Consider the following 13,147-nt stretch of genomic DNA (forward strand, 5'->3'; position numbering starts at 1 on the left):
AGGCGTAGGAGGCGCCGCCGCCGCCGTGGACGTGCAGGTCGACGAAGCCGGGGACGACGGTGTGGCCGGTCAGGTCGAGGTCGCCGGGCTCGCTCCCTCCACTCGCGATGGTCGCGATGCGGGGGCCCTCGACGGCGAGGCGCCCGCCCTCGACGACGCCGCCGGGCAGGACGAGCCGGGCGCCGGACAGCGTGATGCGGTCGGTGGCGATCGCGGCCTCCTCGGGGAATGCTCATAGATGAGCGAATCTGGCTGATTATAAGCATGATTGAGCATGATCTATCAGTCCTGGTGCACGAATGAACGACTCGGAGCCGTCTCCCGCCGGTCCCGCTGCCCGGACCCAGCCCGGGGCCCAGCCCCGGACTCGTGGCCAGCAGTGCGTGCCCGAGGGCGTTCCAGGCCGGCACGTCCGTACGGCGGCCGAGCACCAGCGCCGGGACGCCGCCCACACACCCGTCTGCGGGGGGCTCCGCGTGACCGCCGCCGGGCTGCCGGCGGAGCCGGACGCCGTCCTCGGCGCCCTGCGCCTCGGCCCTGCGCCTCGCACTCGCGCGCGGCCCGGTCCTACCCTGGACGGCATGGGTGCGCTCGCGACGACTCCCGGCGGCACGGCGGCCGATGCGGCCGGCCTGGCGGTGCTGGTGCGGCTGCTGGCCGGGCGGGGGGTGGTGGTGCTCAGCGGGGCCGGGTTGTCGACGGAGTCCGGAATCCCGGACTACCGGGGCGAGACGGGCGGTCGGCGGCGCGGGGTGCCGATGACCTTCCAGGAGTTCACCGGGAGCGCGGCGGCCCGGCAGCGGTACTGGGCGCGCAGCCACGTCGGGTGGCGGGCGATCGCGGGGGCCGAGCCCAACGCCGGGCACCGGGCGGTGGAGCGGCTGCGGCGCTCGGGGCACGTGTCGGCGGTGATCACCCAGAACGTGGACGGCCTGCACCGCGCGGCCGGCACCCGGACGGCGGTGGAACTGCACGGCGGGCTGCACCGGGTGGTGTGCCTGGGGTGCCGCCGGACCGGCTCGCGGATGGAGCTGGACCGGCGGCTGGAGGAGCTGAACGCCGGCTTCCGGGACGGCGCGGCACGGGTCAACCCGGACGGCGACGCCGAGTTGGCGCCGGAGCTGGTGGCGGGTTTCCGAGTGGCCGCCTGTGCGGTGTGCGGGGGAGTGCTCAAGCCGGACGTGGTCTTCTTCGGCGAGAGCGTGCCGAAGCCCCGGGTCCAGCGCTGCTTCGAACTCGTGGACGCGGCGCAGGCGTTGGTGGTGCTGGGCTCCTCGCTCACGGTGCTGTCGGGGCTGCGGTTCGTCCGCCGGGCGGCCCGCGCGGGCACGCCGGTGGTGATCGTCAACCAGGGCGCGACCCGTGGGGACGAGCTGGCCGCGGCGCGGATCGGCCTGCCGCTGGGTGCGGTGCTGACGGAGGCGGCCCGGCTGGTCAGGGCCGACTGGCGAGGGTGTGCAGGGAGGCCTTGAGGGCGGCGGTGAACCGGTCCCGGGTGGCCTGGTCGACCAGGTCGAGGGAGAGGTAGGGGTTGAGGTCCTCCAGCTCGACCAGGAGGAGTCCGCCCTCGGGAGTGCGGCAGGCGTCCACCCGCTGGATGCCGTGCTCGACGGTGTTCCAGGCGATGAAGCGCTGGGCGAACTCCAGGTCGGCGGCGCTGGGGCGGTACGGTTCGAGGCGCCAGCGCTGCTCGGGGTCGGGGGCGTGCAGGGCGTACTGGAAGGCGTCGTCGACGAAGTAGAACGAGACCTCGTAGGTGAACGGGATCAACGGCTGGACCAGGACGTCCTCGCCGTACGCGACGGTGTCGAGCTGCTCGCGCGGTACGGTCCGCAGGCCGATGGAGTCGGCGCCGAGCTTCGGCTTGACGACGTACTCGGGCACCACGGGCAGCCGGTGGAGGTCCTCGGCGCGGTCGACGGTGGGGATGACGGAGTAGCCGGCGGCGGTGAGGTCGAGCAGGTACTGCTTGCCGGCCATGTCGGCGCGCCCGGTCAGCTGGGTGTACACCCGCGCTCCGCACTCCAGCGCCCGGCTGCGGAACTCCTCGTACTCGGCGCGGTAGTTGAGCACCGGGCCGCTGTTGCGGACGAGCACCACGTCGAAGGCGTCCAGCAGTCGGACGGCGTCCAGCGGGTGGCAGAGGGCGACGTCGAAGTCCTCGCGCAGGAGGCTGGAGAGCCGGATGTCCTCGTCGCAGTAGCGCCGGCCCCGCGCCTGGTAGGCGAGGTCGGTGACGAACAGGACGCGGGGGCGGGTGCTGGTCATGACTCTCCTGAAGATCATCTGAGCAGCTCAGCCTACTGTGCGGGCGGGCACACAGGCGTCCTCAGGGTGGATCCTCAGGGCGCGGGCCGGAGGCCGTGCGGCGCCCGTGCGGCGGCCGGGGGGTGCGGGGGTGGTCCCGGCCGTCCGGCCGCCGCACGGGCGCCTCCGCGACGGGGAGGCGGGGCAGGGCGTAGGGGTGCTGGTCGCGCAGGTAGCCGATGAGGTGCTCGCGCAGCCGGCAGCGGAGTTCGAAGGCGTCGCTGCCGTCAGCCGCCGTTGCCAGCACCCGGACCACGATGGTGGTGGGGGTGGTGTCGACCACCTGGAGTGCGCTGCCCTGGCCGTCCCACAGGTCGCTCTTGGCCAGGTAGTCCTCGAACTCCCCGCGTAGCAGCCCGATCGGCGCGTGGTGGTCGAGGTGGAGCAGCGCGGTGCCGGTTATCCGGCTGGAGCGGCGGGACCAGTTCTCGAACGGGCGCCCGACGAAGTAGGACATCGGCATCATCAGCCGCCGCTGGTCCCAGGTCTCGATCACCACGGTGGTCAGGGTGATCTCCTCGACCGTCCCCCATTCGCCGGCCACCACCACGACGTCGCCGATCCGGGCGAGGTCCCCGAAGGCCAGCTGCACCCCGGCGAACAGGTTGGCGAGGGTGCTCTGCGCCGCCACGCCCGCCACCACGCCGACCAGTCCGGCGGAGGCCAGCAGGCTGGTGCCGACCCCGCGCACCGCGGGGAAGGTCATCAACACGGCGCCCAGCGTCACCACGGCCACCACCGCCTGGCAGATCCGCCCGAGCAGACTGGCCTGGGTACGGGCCCGGCCCGCCCAGGCCGGCTCGCGGCGGTACACGGCCAGCCGGGCGGCGCCGTCCACCAGGATCGCCACCAGCCGGCCGCACAGCCAGCCGCCGGCGGTGATCGCCAGGATCACCGCCAGGTGCCGCAGCCCGTCGCGGACGGCGGACGGGGCGGCTATCCACGGCTGGGCCGCGGAGAGCAGCAGGCAGGCGGTCAGCGCCAGCACCGGGTGGCGGCAGCGGCGCAGCACGTCCGGGACGTCGCCGGCCCCGCCCCACGGGACGGACAGCCGTCGGGCCACCAGCTGGACGGCCCGGTCGAGGCCGAAGGTGAGGAGGGCGGCCGCGACGCCGACGACGGCGAGGCGGAGCAGGCTCCACCACATGTCCTGCCGTCTCCTTTCCGCTTTCCGTTACGGGGGTCGGGGGTCGGGGGGCGAGGCGTCGAGGTGCTAGTCGGGCGGCTCGACCGGGTGGGGCCGCCCCGGGTGCGGGGTGGCCGGCTCGGGGACCGGTCCGGGGGCGGGCCGCGGGGCCGGCGGGGGCACCGGCGAGCCGGGCGGTGGCGGCGGATCGGGCACCAGGGGCGGGCCGGACGGCTGGGCCGGGCGCGGCGGCGCCGGGGGTTCCGGGGCCGGAGGCGGCAGGCCGGGCTGGGCGGGGGCGGTGGTCATCGGGGAGCACTCCTCTCAGTGCGGTGCGGTTTCGCGCGTGGTGCGGTGTGGCGCGTGGTGCGGTTTCGCGTGCTGGTGTGACGCGGTGCGCGGTCACGCGGCCAGCAGTTCCTTCAGGCCGCGGTCCCAGTCGATCCGGTCGTGCTCCTGCCCCGGCGGGACGAGCCGCGTGGTGGCGGCCAGGAAGTCGGCGACCTCCTCGGTGGAGGCGGCGAGCAGGGCCACGCCCTCCTCGCCGGCGAGGGCTATCAGCACGCTGGTGTCGTCGAACGGCGTGACGTGGACGTCCCCCTCGCCGGCGGGCCCGTGCAGGCCGGCGAGCAGCAGGTCGCGAGAGAGCGACCACACCGCGTTCGGCTGGTAGGAGGTGAAGTCCAGCTCCGCCGCGTGGGGTTCGTCGGCGTGGTAGGACCAGTGGACGTCCAGGTCCCGGCTGCGTTCGTCGCCGGTCATCAGTCGCATGGTGATCCGGGTGGTGAGACGTTCCATGGAGGGGTTCCCCTTTCCCGGGTTCCTTCGGGCGGGGGCGGCCGCAGCTCGTCCCGGCCCGTCCGTCTGTGCTGCCTGTCGCTCTGTGGTGCTTGTCGCTCTCTGCTGCCTGTCGGTCTGTCGGGTCCGGTCTCCCGGCGCGTCCTCCGGCTGCCCGGTCAGAGGATCCGGCCGCCGTAGAACGGGTCGTAGTAGGGCCCGAAGCGTCCGCGGGTGTCGGCCTCCTGCTCGGGCCCGCCGTCGTCGAGGTCGGGGCTGTGCTTGATCTCGTCCCTGGTCCGGTCCACGTAGACCTTGCGTTCGGCGATCTCGATGCGGGTCACGGTGCCGGCCGGGAGCAGGACCCGGCGGCCGAAGATCCAGGGCCCGGTGTCGACGACCAGGTACTGCTCGTCGACCTCCTCGGACAGCTTGTCGACCTTGCCGATCGCGCCGTCGGTGGCCTCGACGTGGAAGCCGACGAGGTCGGTGCCGGCGGTGTGCCCGGCGGTGGTGCGGAACTCCCAGATGTTGTGGCGCTCGGTCATGACTGCCTCCGTTCGTCTCGTCCGTTCGTCTCGTCTCGTCTCGTCTCGTCTCGTCTCGTCTGGTCCGGTAACGGCTCGGCTGCCCCCGATGCCGGGGTTCATGCCCCCGGATCGGCGTCCGCTCCGCCGTTCCGCTCGACGTGGTGCTTGAAGTCGTTGAGGTCGTCGATGACCCGGCGGTCCACGAAGCCGAGCGCCTCGGCGAGGTGCGCCCAGAGCCCGTGGGGTTCGACCTCCAGTTGGAGCATCACCCGGGTGGTGCCCTCGCCGACGTGGTGGAAGGTCACCACACCGCTGTGCCGCACCGGGCCGCCCGCGCCGTCCCAGGCGACCCGCTCGTCCTCCACCACCTCCGTGGTCACGGCCCGGAACTCCCGTCGGCCGCCCGCGGTTTCGACCACCCAGCTGCTGTGGCCGCCGCCGGAGACGTCCACGCTGACCACGCCGCGCATGAACTGCGGGAAGTCCTCGCAGTGCACCCAGTGCCGGTAGACCTCGCCGAGCGGCGCGGCTATCTCGACCGATTCCTCGATCCGTCCCATCGTCCGGTTCTCCTTCTCCTCCTCGGCTCCGTCGTCCTGTTACCGGCTTCGGGTGCCCCGATCCCGGCCCGGCATGCATGGCGTGCACGGCATGCACGGCGTACGGCGTACGGCGGACGCGAGGCGGCAGGCGGCGCCACGCTGCCGTCGGGGTCGTTCGTTCACGTAACCCTCACAAGGGGAACCGGCATGGAACCCGCCACGGCGGGTACCCGGGGACGGACCGTACGCCGAGGGGAAAGGACCGACATGGCCACGACCAGTGACGAACTCCTCCACCGCGTGACAGCCCCGGCTCCGGACGAGGCCTCGACGGTCGACGCGTCCGGCGCCCACCGGGCCGCCGTCCATGAACACCATGAACACCAGGAACACCACGGGCTCCCGGGGCTCCCGGGGCACCCCGAGCTGCCGGAACTCGCAGGCATCGAGGACCCGCGGCAGGTCGCGCCCGGTGACGCGCGCGAGCTGACCCGGGTGCTGCTGGCCCGGCTCGCGACCCTGGAGGAGGGCACCCGCGCGTACTCGTACGTGCGGGCCACGCTGATCGAACTCAACCTGTCGCTGGTGCGGTTCGCGATCCGCCGGGTCGGCAACCGCAGGGAGCCCGAGGAGGACCTGATGCAGGTCGGCTCGGTCGGCCTGATCAAGGCGATCGACCGCTTCGACCCCGACCACGGCGCGGAGTTCGTCACCTTCGCGCTGCCGACGATCCTGGGCGAGATCCGCCGGCACTTCCGCGACTCCACCTGGGCGGTGCACGTGCCGCGCCGCCTCCAGGAGCTGCGCATCACCCTCGCCAAGGCTCGCGACGTGCTCTTCCAGCGTCTGGGCCGCTCGCCCACCGTGCCGGAGCTGGCCGCACACCTCGACCTGACGGAGGAGGAGGTGGTCGAGGGGCTCGCGGCCGCCAACGGCCACATCGCCGGCTCCCTGGACGCCCCGACCACCGACGGCGAGGAGGATCCGGGCCCGCTCGCCCAGCGGCTCGGTGCGGAGGATCCGCGGTTCGACACCCTGGAGAACCTGATCGTCCTCAAGCCGCTGGTCGCCGCCCTGCCGGAACGCGACCGGCTGATCCTGTCCCTGCGCTTCGGCGAGGAACTCACCCAGTCCCAGATCGGCGCCCGTCTCGGCCTGTCCCAGATGCACGTCTCCCGTCTGCTCAGCCGCACCCTGAAGAGCCTGCGCGCGGACCTCACCGCCGGCTGACCCGGCCGCACGGCCACCAGGAGCACCCACGACGCCGCGCACGTCACCCACGACGCCGCGCACGTCACCCGCGGCCCGGGCCGCCGGGCCCACGGCCTGGCCCTGGGCCGGGTGGCGTGCGTAGGCTCGTGGAGCACACCCGTGGAGGGAACACGACGACGATGCCAGCCGAGAAGACGATGCCCGCAGAGAACGAGTCCGTGACCGTGCCGCCGACCACCGCCCCCGCCGACCCCTCCCGGACGGTCACCCCGCCCGGGCCCGACCTGGTCGTGCACACCTGGCACACCGACACCCGGGCCGCCGTCTGCGTGCTGGCGGGCGACCTCGACATCGAGACCCTGGCACCCGCCCGGGCCGCCCTCGACGAACTGGTGGAGCAGCAGCCGCCGTTGCTCGTCGTCGACCTCGCCCGGGTCGACTTCTGCGACTCCTCCGGACTGAACCTGCTGCTGCAGACCCGGATGTCGGCCGCCGAGGCGGAGGTCGTCTTCCGGCTCGCGGCGCCCTCCGGCACCGTCCAGCGGCTGCTGGAACTGACCTGCACCGACGCCGTGTTCGAGCTCCACCCGTCCGCGGAGGCCGCCCTCGCCGCACCCCGGTGACCACCACGGTCGGCCGAGGGCACGCATAATTCGGCAGTGGTCGGGAAACCGAGCAGACGAAGCGGAACAGAGCGCCGTCACCGAGCGCGCCGGAACCGAAGGGGATCCCGCACATGACGACGAGCCGGGCCACCCTGGACGGCGACCGGCCGGGCACCGGCCCCACCCTGCCGCCCGGCGGGCAGCGCCGGCGGCTGCACCTGGCCGGGTTGCCCAAGCCCGTCGCCCGCGCCCGGGCGTACACCGCGCAGGCCGTCGCCGACTGGTCCTGGCCGATGAGCGGGGCCGGCGCCGAGGACGACATCGTGCTGTTGGTCGCCGAACTGGTCGCCAACGCCATGCTGCACGCCGGCGGCCCGGTCGACCTCGTCCTGGACGCCTCCGAGGCCCGGCTGCGGGTCGAGGTCAGTGACCGCTCGGCCGACCTGCCCGAGCCGCGCCGCCCGCACCGCCCGGGCGTGCCGGGCGGGCACGGGCTGTTCATCGTCCAGAAGGCCGCCACCCGCTGGGGAGCGGTGCCGCACGACGACGGCAAGACGGTCTGGGCCGAGATCGACGCCCGGCCGGCGCGGCCCGGACCCTAGGGCGTGTCTGACACTTCCCGACGCCGCGCACGCCGCCTCGGCGGGCTGAGCGCCGTCCACTGGAAATGGATTGTTACGTTCCGGTGACCGTCATGGAAATAACAGCGAAATACCGGGTCAGGAACCCAATGCGTTCTCGGCCACCATCCGCCACACTTCCGCCGCCAGGTCCGGCGCGTTTTCCGCCTGGACCCGTTCCGCGAACTGCTTGAGGCGGGCCGCGGCGGAGCGGTCGCCGGTCCGGATCGCCAGGATCTCCGACAGGACCTCGAATCGGATCTGGTCCCGGTGGGAGAGCAGTTGCAGACCGGCCCGAACCTGCTGGATCAGTTCTCCGGCGGAGTCGAGGTCGCCCCGCTGGAAGGCGAGCTTGAGCTTGAGGAAGAGGAATTCCTCCAGGTGGCGCGGGGCGCCGATGAGCCGCAGCGCGGGTTCGAGGCTCTCCAGGAAGGACTCGGCCTCGCTCAGCCGGGCCGGCGTCGCCTGCATCGACAGGGAGGCGGCGGCCAGGCGCAGGCGCATCCACAGCATCAGGTCGGTGCTGCTGTCGATCGCGGCCAGCGCCTCCAGCAGGAGGTCCGAGGCGCGCGCGTAGTCGCCCTGCCGGGTGCTCACGGTGGCCGCGGTCCAGAGCGCCTCCGCGGCCAGCGCGCCGCGCCTGCGCGGGAGCGAGGCGCACACCTGCTCGCTCAGCCGGGCGGCCGCGCCGAGGTCACCGAGTTCGGCCTCGGTGGAGACCAGGACGAGCGTGCTGCGGACCCGGTCGGCGGGCGACACGGCCAGCGGGTACTGCTCGCCGAGGCTCAGGGCGGTGCGGGCGGTCTCCCGGGCCAGCCCGGTCTCGCCGAGCCCGCGGGCGCAGCGGGCCAGGGCCACGTGGGCGCGGACCTGGAGGGCGGGACGGTTGAGCTCGTTGCTCAGTCCGACCAGCTCGCGCAGGGTCTCCAGTTGCCGCCGGAACTCGCCCACCGCCTCGTGGCTGCGCGCCAGTTGAGCCAGGGCGTGCCAGCGGGTCATGGGGTCGATCTCGTCGGCCGACTTCATGGCCTCGGCGAGCAGCAGGCTGACCTCGGGGTCGAACTCGGCCGGGGTGAGCGTGCCGACCATGGCGACCACGTCGGTGAGTCTGTCCTCGAACGGTTCGTCGAAGGCCTCGACCGGGACGCCGAGCCGGTCGGCGAGGTAGGCGACCGCCCGGTCCGTCGGGCGCCGGGCGCCGGATTCGAGACGGGACAGATAGGCCGCCGACATGCCGGGGCCGGTCAGATCGACCTGCGACTTGCCCTGTTGTTGCCGCAGGTGACGCAGGCGCCGACCGAAGCCAGGCTGCTCTGGCACTTCCACTCCAGTGGACGAAATCGATTCGCGGATGATGGCTGCCGGGGGACAGCTCAGGGGCAGCGCCGAAATGGCCTGCCCCTTCAGCGTAAGGTGCCATACCGCAGGCGCTTTTGGCAATATTTGACCAGATCGTCGGGAGTGGAATTGATATCTGGTCACAGTGGCGAGGACTTGCCCGCCGGGGAACCGTCCGGCCGAGCGGAGTCATGGCGGGGTGACCTACAACTTCTTTCGCCATCCTGATGATCACTAAAGGATTTACGACCGAGCCGGCCGTTGCCAGACTTGCCAGTCCGGCAACGGCCGGCCGTCGATCGGCGCGCCTGCGCTCAGTGCGCCTCCACGGCCCCGGCCGGCGCCTCTTCCGGCGCCTCTGCGGACTGCCGGCGCTCCTCCGCGGCGGCCAGGCGCCGCCCGACCACCGTGACCGCCGCCGAGGCCAGCAGGAAGACCACCCCGAGCCCGAGCAGCCCCGTCGTCCCCCAGCTCACCACCGCGGCCAGCAGGGCCGGCCCCACGATGCCCACCGCCGCGGCGCCGAGGCTGAACACCGACAGGTACTCGGTACGGCGCGCCTCGGGCGCGTGACGGTACGACAGCTCCCAGCTGCCCGCGGCCTGGAGCAGCTCGCCGAAGGTGAGCAGCACGGCGGACACCAGCAGCAGGGCCACCGTCAGCCACCCGCCGGTGTGCGCGGAGAGGGCGAGCACCAGGCTGAACGCGGCCAGCGCCAGGCCCGCGTTGCGCAGCGTCCGGGTGCCCTGGGCCGAGGTGCTCACCCGCCCGGCGACGTGCACCTGCAGGGTGACCGCCAGGACGGTGTTGACCGTCACCAGTGCGCTCAGCAGCCCGGCCGGCGCGTCGGTGTCGTCGACGACCCACAGCGGCAGGCCCACGCCCAGCAGCACGGTGTGCAGGAACAGGACACCGTTCAGCACGGTCAGCGCGGTGTAGCGGCGGTCCCGGCAGACCGAGAGCAGCCCGCTGCGCCACGGCGCCTTGCGGTCGGGGGCGGCGGTGCCGGTGTCGACGTCCAGCCGGCCGAGCAGCCAGGCGGCGCCGAGGCAGGAGAGGCTGCCGATCAGCAGCACCGCCCGCGCCAGCCACACCTCGGCGGCGCCCAGGAACGGCGCGGCGGCCAGCGCGCCGACGGACATGCCCACGTTGGACACCGAGCGCATCACGGCGAAGGTGCGGGTCCGGTCGGCCTCGCCCGCGACCGCGCTCACCACCAGCTGGGTGGTCGGCGAGACCGGGCCCTGGGAGACGGCGAACAGGGAGGCGAAGAGGGTGAAGGTGTAGACGTCGCCGGCGAAGGCGAGCGCCGCGAACCAGACCGCCCGCCAGACCTGCAGCATGCGCAGCAGCCGCAGCGCCCCGAACCGCTTGGCGAGCATGCACACCGGCACGGTGGTGACGAAGCCGACCAGCCCGGCGATGGTCAGCCCGGTGCCGACCTGGGCCACGCTCAGGCCGACGCCGCTGACGAAGAACACCGTGCCGCCGGCCAGGTAGAGGCCGCTGCCGGAGGCGTAGATCGCGACCGCCGCCGCGATGATCCGCCCCTCCCGGGACGGCAGGGCGTAGCCGGCCAGCACCCGGCGCAGGGCGCGCTGGATCCCGTTCATCGGGCCTCCCCGCCGTCGATCGCCGGCAGCGGCTCGGTCCGGGTGGTGACCAGGGCCGCCGCGGTGTCCAGGACGGCGGCGCACTCCTCGGGGCTGCTCCCGGTGACGATCAGCGCCGCGAGCCGCGGCACCACGCCGTGCGGCGGCAGCCGCAGCGTCGTCCCGTCGGTGGCGAGCGGCAGGGCGTGGGTGACTCCCGGCACCGCGGCCGCCGCCGAGACGTCCACCGAGCGCACCAGGCAGTCCTGGGGCGGGTAGAGGAAGCGCACCTCGGCGCAGACGTCCCGGGTCGGCCGCAGGTCGGGGGCGTCGCCGAGCGAGAGGTCCACCGCGGCGGCGGTCAGGTCCACCCCGGTGGCGAGGTGGCCGAGCAGCGGGATGTAGTCGCCGCCGAGGCGGCAGTTGAGTTCCACCAGCCGGGGCCCGGCCGGGGTGAGCCGGATCTCGGCGTGGGTGACGCCGACCCCCACGCCCAGCACCCGGTGGGTCTCGACCACCAGCTCGGTGACCGCGTCCGCCCACGGCTCGTCGCGCCACGGCGAGACGAGGTGCCCGACCTCCTCGAAGAAGGGGTCGAAGCCGAGCCGCTTGCGGGCGACGTTCACCAGCCGCACCTCACCGTCGCGCACCACCGAGTCGACGCTGATCTCCGGGCCGGACAGGAACTCCTCCAGCACCAGGCCGTCGAGCGGGTCGAGCCCGGGGAACGCCGCGTCCGAGGCGTGGTGGTAGACCGCGCGCAGCTCCCGCTCGTCCTGGGCGATCACCACGCCGACGCTGCCCGCGAGCGAACGGGGCTTCACCACCACCGGGTAGCCGATCCGTTCGGCCTCCCGCAGGGCCTGCTCCCGGCCGGCGACGTGGGCGAAGCGCACGGCGGGCAGCCCGGCCGCGGCCATCAGCCGGCGGGTGGCCAGCTTGTCGCGGCAGTTGCGCACGGCCGCCGCGGACATGTGCACCAGCCCGAGCCGCTCGGCGACCAGCGCGGTGGTCTCCACCATGGACTCGTTCCAGGTGAACACCCCGACCCGGCCCGCCGCCCGGCCGGCCAGCTCGGCGACGGCCCGGGTGGTGGCCGTCAGGTCGGTGTGCGGGGCCGGGCGGTACCCGCTGAGGTAGTGCTCCTGCCAGCTCGGCTCGGTGTCGGCGACCAGCGAGATCCCGGTGCGCTGGGCCGCGGCGGCGAAGGCGTACTCCCGGTAGGGCCGGTTGCCGTTGCCGACGATCACGACGTGGTCGGGGGCCCCGGGGTCGAGCGGGGCGCAGCGGAAGTCGAGGTCCGCGGTGACGGCCCGGACGGCCGCCTCGACCTCGGCCGTGGTGGCGCCCCGGAAGCGGAAGCGGGCACCCGAGTGCTCGTAGCCGGGCAGGTCGGTGAGCGTCCGGCCGGGCTCGGGCAGGCGCTCCACGTACGGGCCGGGCGCCGTGCCGAGCCGGGAGCCGGCCGCGACCACCCGGCAGGGCCGGCCCGCGGGGGTGGGCACCAGCAGCCAGCCGCCGCGCTCCGCCGGGGCCTCGGCGGCGGCGTCCGGCCGCACCCAGGCGGGCAGCGGGGTGCCGGCCTGGAGGGCGAAGGCGGCGGCCATCAGGTCCTGGCCGTGCACCTCCCGCCACAGGAACGGGATCTCGGCGCCGCCCGGTCGGGCCCCGACCTCCAGGAACTGCAGCTCGGGCGCCTCGGCCGGGCCGGACAGGAACAGCTCCAGGTGGAACACCCACGCCCGGTCGGACAGCGCCCGAGTGACCCGCCCGGTGAACTCCCCGACGGCGGCCAGCAGGACGGGGTCGTCGACCTCCACCGAGCCGAGGGCGGTGCCCGCGGTGAACTCCAGACAGGTGTTCAGGTAGCGGGATGCCCGCCAGACGCCCGGGCCGTCCCCGGTGGCCACGCCGTCGACGTGCAGCACGGTGTGCGGCAGGTAGGGCTGGACCAGCATCGGGGTGTCCGGTGCGAAGGCGTAGGCCTCCAGTTCGGCGGCCGAGCCGAGCCGGGTCACCCCGGCGCTCGCGGTGCCGCGCACCGGCTTCACCAGGACCGGCCAGCCGTGCTCGGCGGCGAAGGCCCGGACGGCGGCGTGGTCCGGGGCGGGGGCGGTGGCCGGGACCGGGACGCCCGCCGCGGCCAGCCGCTCGGCCATCACCAGCTTGTCGCGGAACGGCGCGAGGTCCGCGGTGTGCTCGCCCTCGACACCCAGCTCCTCGCGCAACTCGGTGGCCAGGTCGAGGTCGACCTCGTGCAGGGCGATCACCCGGGTGGGCAGGCCGAACTCCTCCGTCAGGGCGGCGACCGCGGCCCGCACCTCCTTGCCGTGCTCCGTGCTGGCGACGGTGCGGACCGCGGCGGCGTCCGCGGGCAGCCCCTCGGCCGCCCGCGGGGTCGTGACGTAACTGACCCGGTGGGCGCCGTGGTCGAGGTAGGAGGCGTAGTCGGCGTACCGGTCGCTCCACCGGTGGATGACGATGACGTGGTCTGGCAC

The 13,147-nt window shown here is 73.9% G+C and carries 13 protein-coding genes and 1 pseudogene; 4 read left to right on the forward strand and 10 right to left on the reverse strand.

Features of this window, described 5'->3' with window-relative positions; genetic code table 11:
• A pseudogene (locus ACZ7BZ_RS20675) lies at positions 1-211 on the reverse strand (N-acetylglucosamine-6-phosphate deacetylase); the annotation flags it as partial.
• Between the two features lie 370 nt (positions 212-581).
• On the opposite strand from ACZ7BZ_RS20675, the gene ACZ7BZ_RS20680 reads away from it, so the two are divergent.
• The gene (locus tag ACZ7BZ_RS20680; protein ID WP_470359519.1) at positions 582-1,472 is read left to right on the forward strand and encodes an NAD-dependent protein deacetylase; all 891 of its coding nucleotides are present in this window, start codon (positions 582-584) and stop codon (positions 1,470-1,472) included.
• Here ACZ7BZ_RS20680 and ACZ7BZ_RS20685 read toward each other — a convergent pair.
• The 6 genes from ACZ7BZ_RS20685 to ACZ7BZ_RS20710 all read right to left on the reverse strand — a co-directional run bounded on the left by ACZ7BZ_RS20685 (position 1,435) and on the right by ACZ7BZ_RS20710 (position 5,300).
• Positions 1,435-2,268, reverse strand: a complete 834-nt coding sequence (locus ACZ7BZ_RS20685; protein ID WP_470359520.1) for an ATP-grasp domain-containing protein — start codon at positions 2,266-2,268, stop codon at positions 1,435-1,437. The two genes, ACZ7BZ_RS20680 and ACZ7BZ_RS20685, sit on opposite strands and share 38 nt — an antisense overlap.
• 61 nt (positions 2,269-2,329) lie before the next feature.
• Positions 2,330-3,454 (reverse strand): mechanosensitive ion channel family protein, encoded by a 1,125-nt coding sequence (locus ACZ7BZ_RS20690; protein ID WP_470359521.1) that lies wholly within the window; start codon positions 3,452-3,454, stop codon positions 2,330-2,332.
• 66 nt (positions 3,455-3,520) lie between these two features.
• Positions 3,521-3,742, reverse strand: a complete 222-nt coding sequence (locus ACZ7BZ_RS20695; RefSeq protein ID WP_465748668.1) for a hypothetical protein — start codon at positions 3,740-3,742, stop codon at positions 3,521-3,523.
• Between the two features lie 93 nt (positions 3,743-3,835).
• The gene (locus ACZ7BZ_RS20700; RefSeq protein ID WP_470359522.1) at positions 3,836-4,231 is read right to left on the reverse strand and encodes an SsgA family sporulation/cell division regulator; all 396 of its coding nucleotides are present in this window, start codon (positions 4,229-4,231) and stop codon (positions 3,836-3,838) included.
• A gap of 158 nt (positions 4,232-4,389) precedes the next feature.
• The gene (locus ACZ7BZ_RS20705) at positions 4,390-4,758 is read right to left on the reverse strand and encodes a PRC-barrel domain-containing protein (RefSeq protein WP_470359523.1); all 369 of its coding nucleotides are present in this window, start codon (positions 4,756-4,758) and stop codon (positions 4,390-4,392) included.
• 98 nt (positions 4,759-4,856) lie between these two features.
• Positions 4,857-5,300, reverse strand: coding sequence for an SRPBCC family protein (locus tag ACZ7BZ_RS20710; RefSeq protein ID WP_470359524.1), 444 nt, complete (start codon positions 5,298-5,300; stop codon positions 4,857-4,859).
• A 249-nt stretch (positions 5,301-5,549) separates the two neighbouring features.
• Here ACZ7BZ_RS20710 and ACZ7BZ_RS20715 point away from each other — a divergent pair, with 249 nt between their 5' ends.
• The 3 genes from ACZ7BZ_RS20715 to ACZ7BZ_RS20725 all read left to right on the forward strand — a co-directional run bounded on the left by ACZ7BZ_RS20715 (position 5,550) and on the right by ACZ7BZ_RS20725 (position 7,701).
• Positions 5,550-6,512: an RNA polymerase sigma factor SigF gene (locus ACZ7BZ_RS20715; protein WP_470359525.1), complete on the forward strand. Its 963-nt coding sequence runs from the start codon at positions 5,550-5,552 to the stop codon at positions 6,510-6,512.
• A 161-nt stretch (positions 6,513-6,673) separates the two neighbouring features.
• Positions 6,674-7,117: an STAS domain-containing protein gene (locus ACZ7BZ_RS20720; protein WP_470359526.1), complete on the forward strand. Its 444-nt coding sequence runs from the start codon at positions 6,674-6,676 to the stop codon at positions 7,115-7,117.
• Between the two features lie 113 nt (positions 7,118-7,230).
• Positions 7,231-7,701 carry an ATP-binding protein gene (locus tag ACZ7BZ_RS20725; protein WP_470359527.1) on the forward strand — a complete coding sequence of 157 codons (471 nt, stop codon included), beginning with the start codon at positions 7,231-7,233 and terminating at the stop codon, positions 7,699-7,701.
• A gap of 117 nt (positions 7,702-7,818) precedes the next feature.
• Here ACZ7BZ_RS20725 and ACZ7BZ_RS20730 read toward each other — a convergent pair whose 3' ends face one another.
• The 3 genes from ACZ7BZ_RS20730 to ACZ7BZ_RS20740 form a co-directional block, all read right to left on the reverse strand.
• Positions 7,819-9,039, reverse strand: a complete 1,221-nt coding sequence (locus ACZ7BZ_RS20730) for a helix-turn-helix domain-containing protein (RefSeq protein ID WP_470359528.1) — start codon at positions 9,037-9,039, stop codon at positions 7,819-7,821.
• 332 nt (positions 9,040-9,371) lie between these two features.
• Complete coding sequence (locus ACZ7BZ_RS20735; protein WP_470359529.1) at positions 9,372-10,670, reverse strand: MFS transporter; 1,299 nt, start codon at positions 10,668-10,670, stop codon at positions 9,372-9,374.
• A complete protein-coding gene (locus ACZ7BZ_RS20740; protein WP_470359530.1) occupies positions 10,667-13,147 on the reverse strand; it encodes an ATP-grasp domain-containing protein in 2,481 nt (826 codons plus the stop codon). Before ACZ7BZ_RS20740 ends, ACZ7BZ_RS20735 begins: the two co-directional genes overlap by 4 nt.

The sequence above is a fragment of the Kitasatospora sp. NPDC036934 genome, assembly GCF_055608425.1.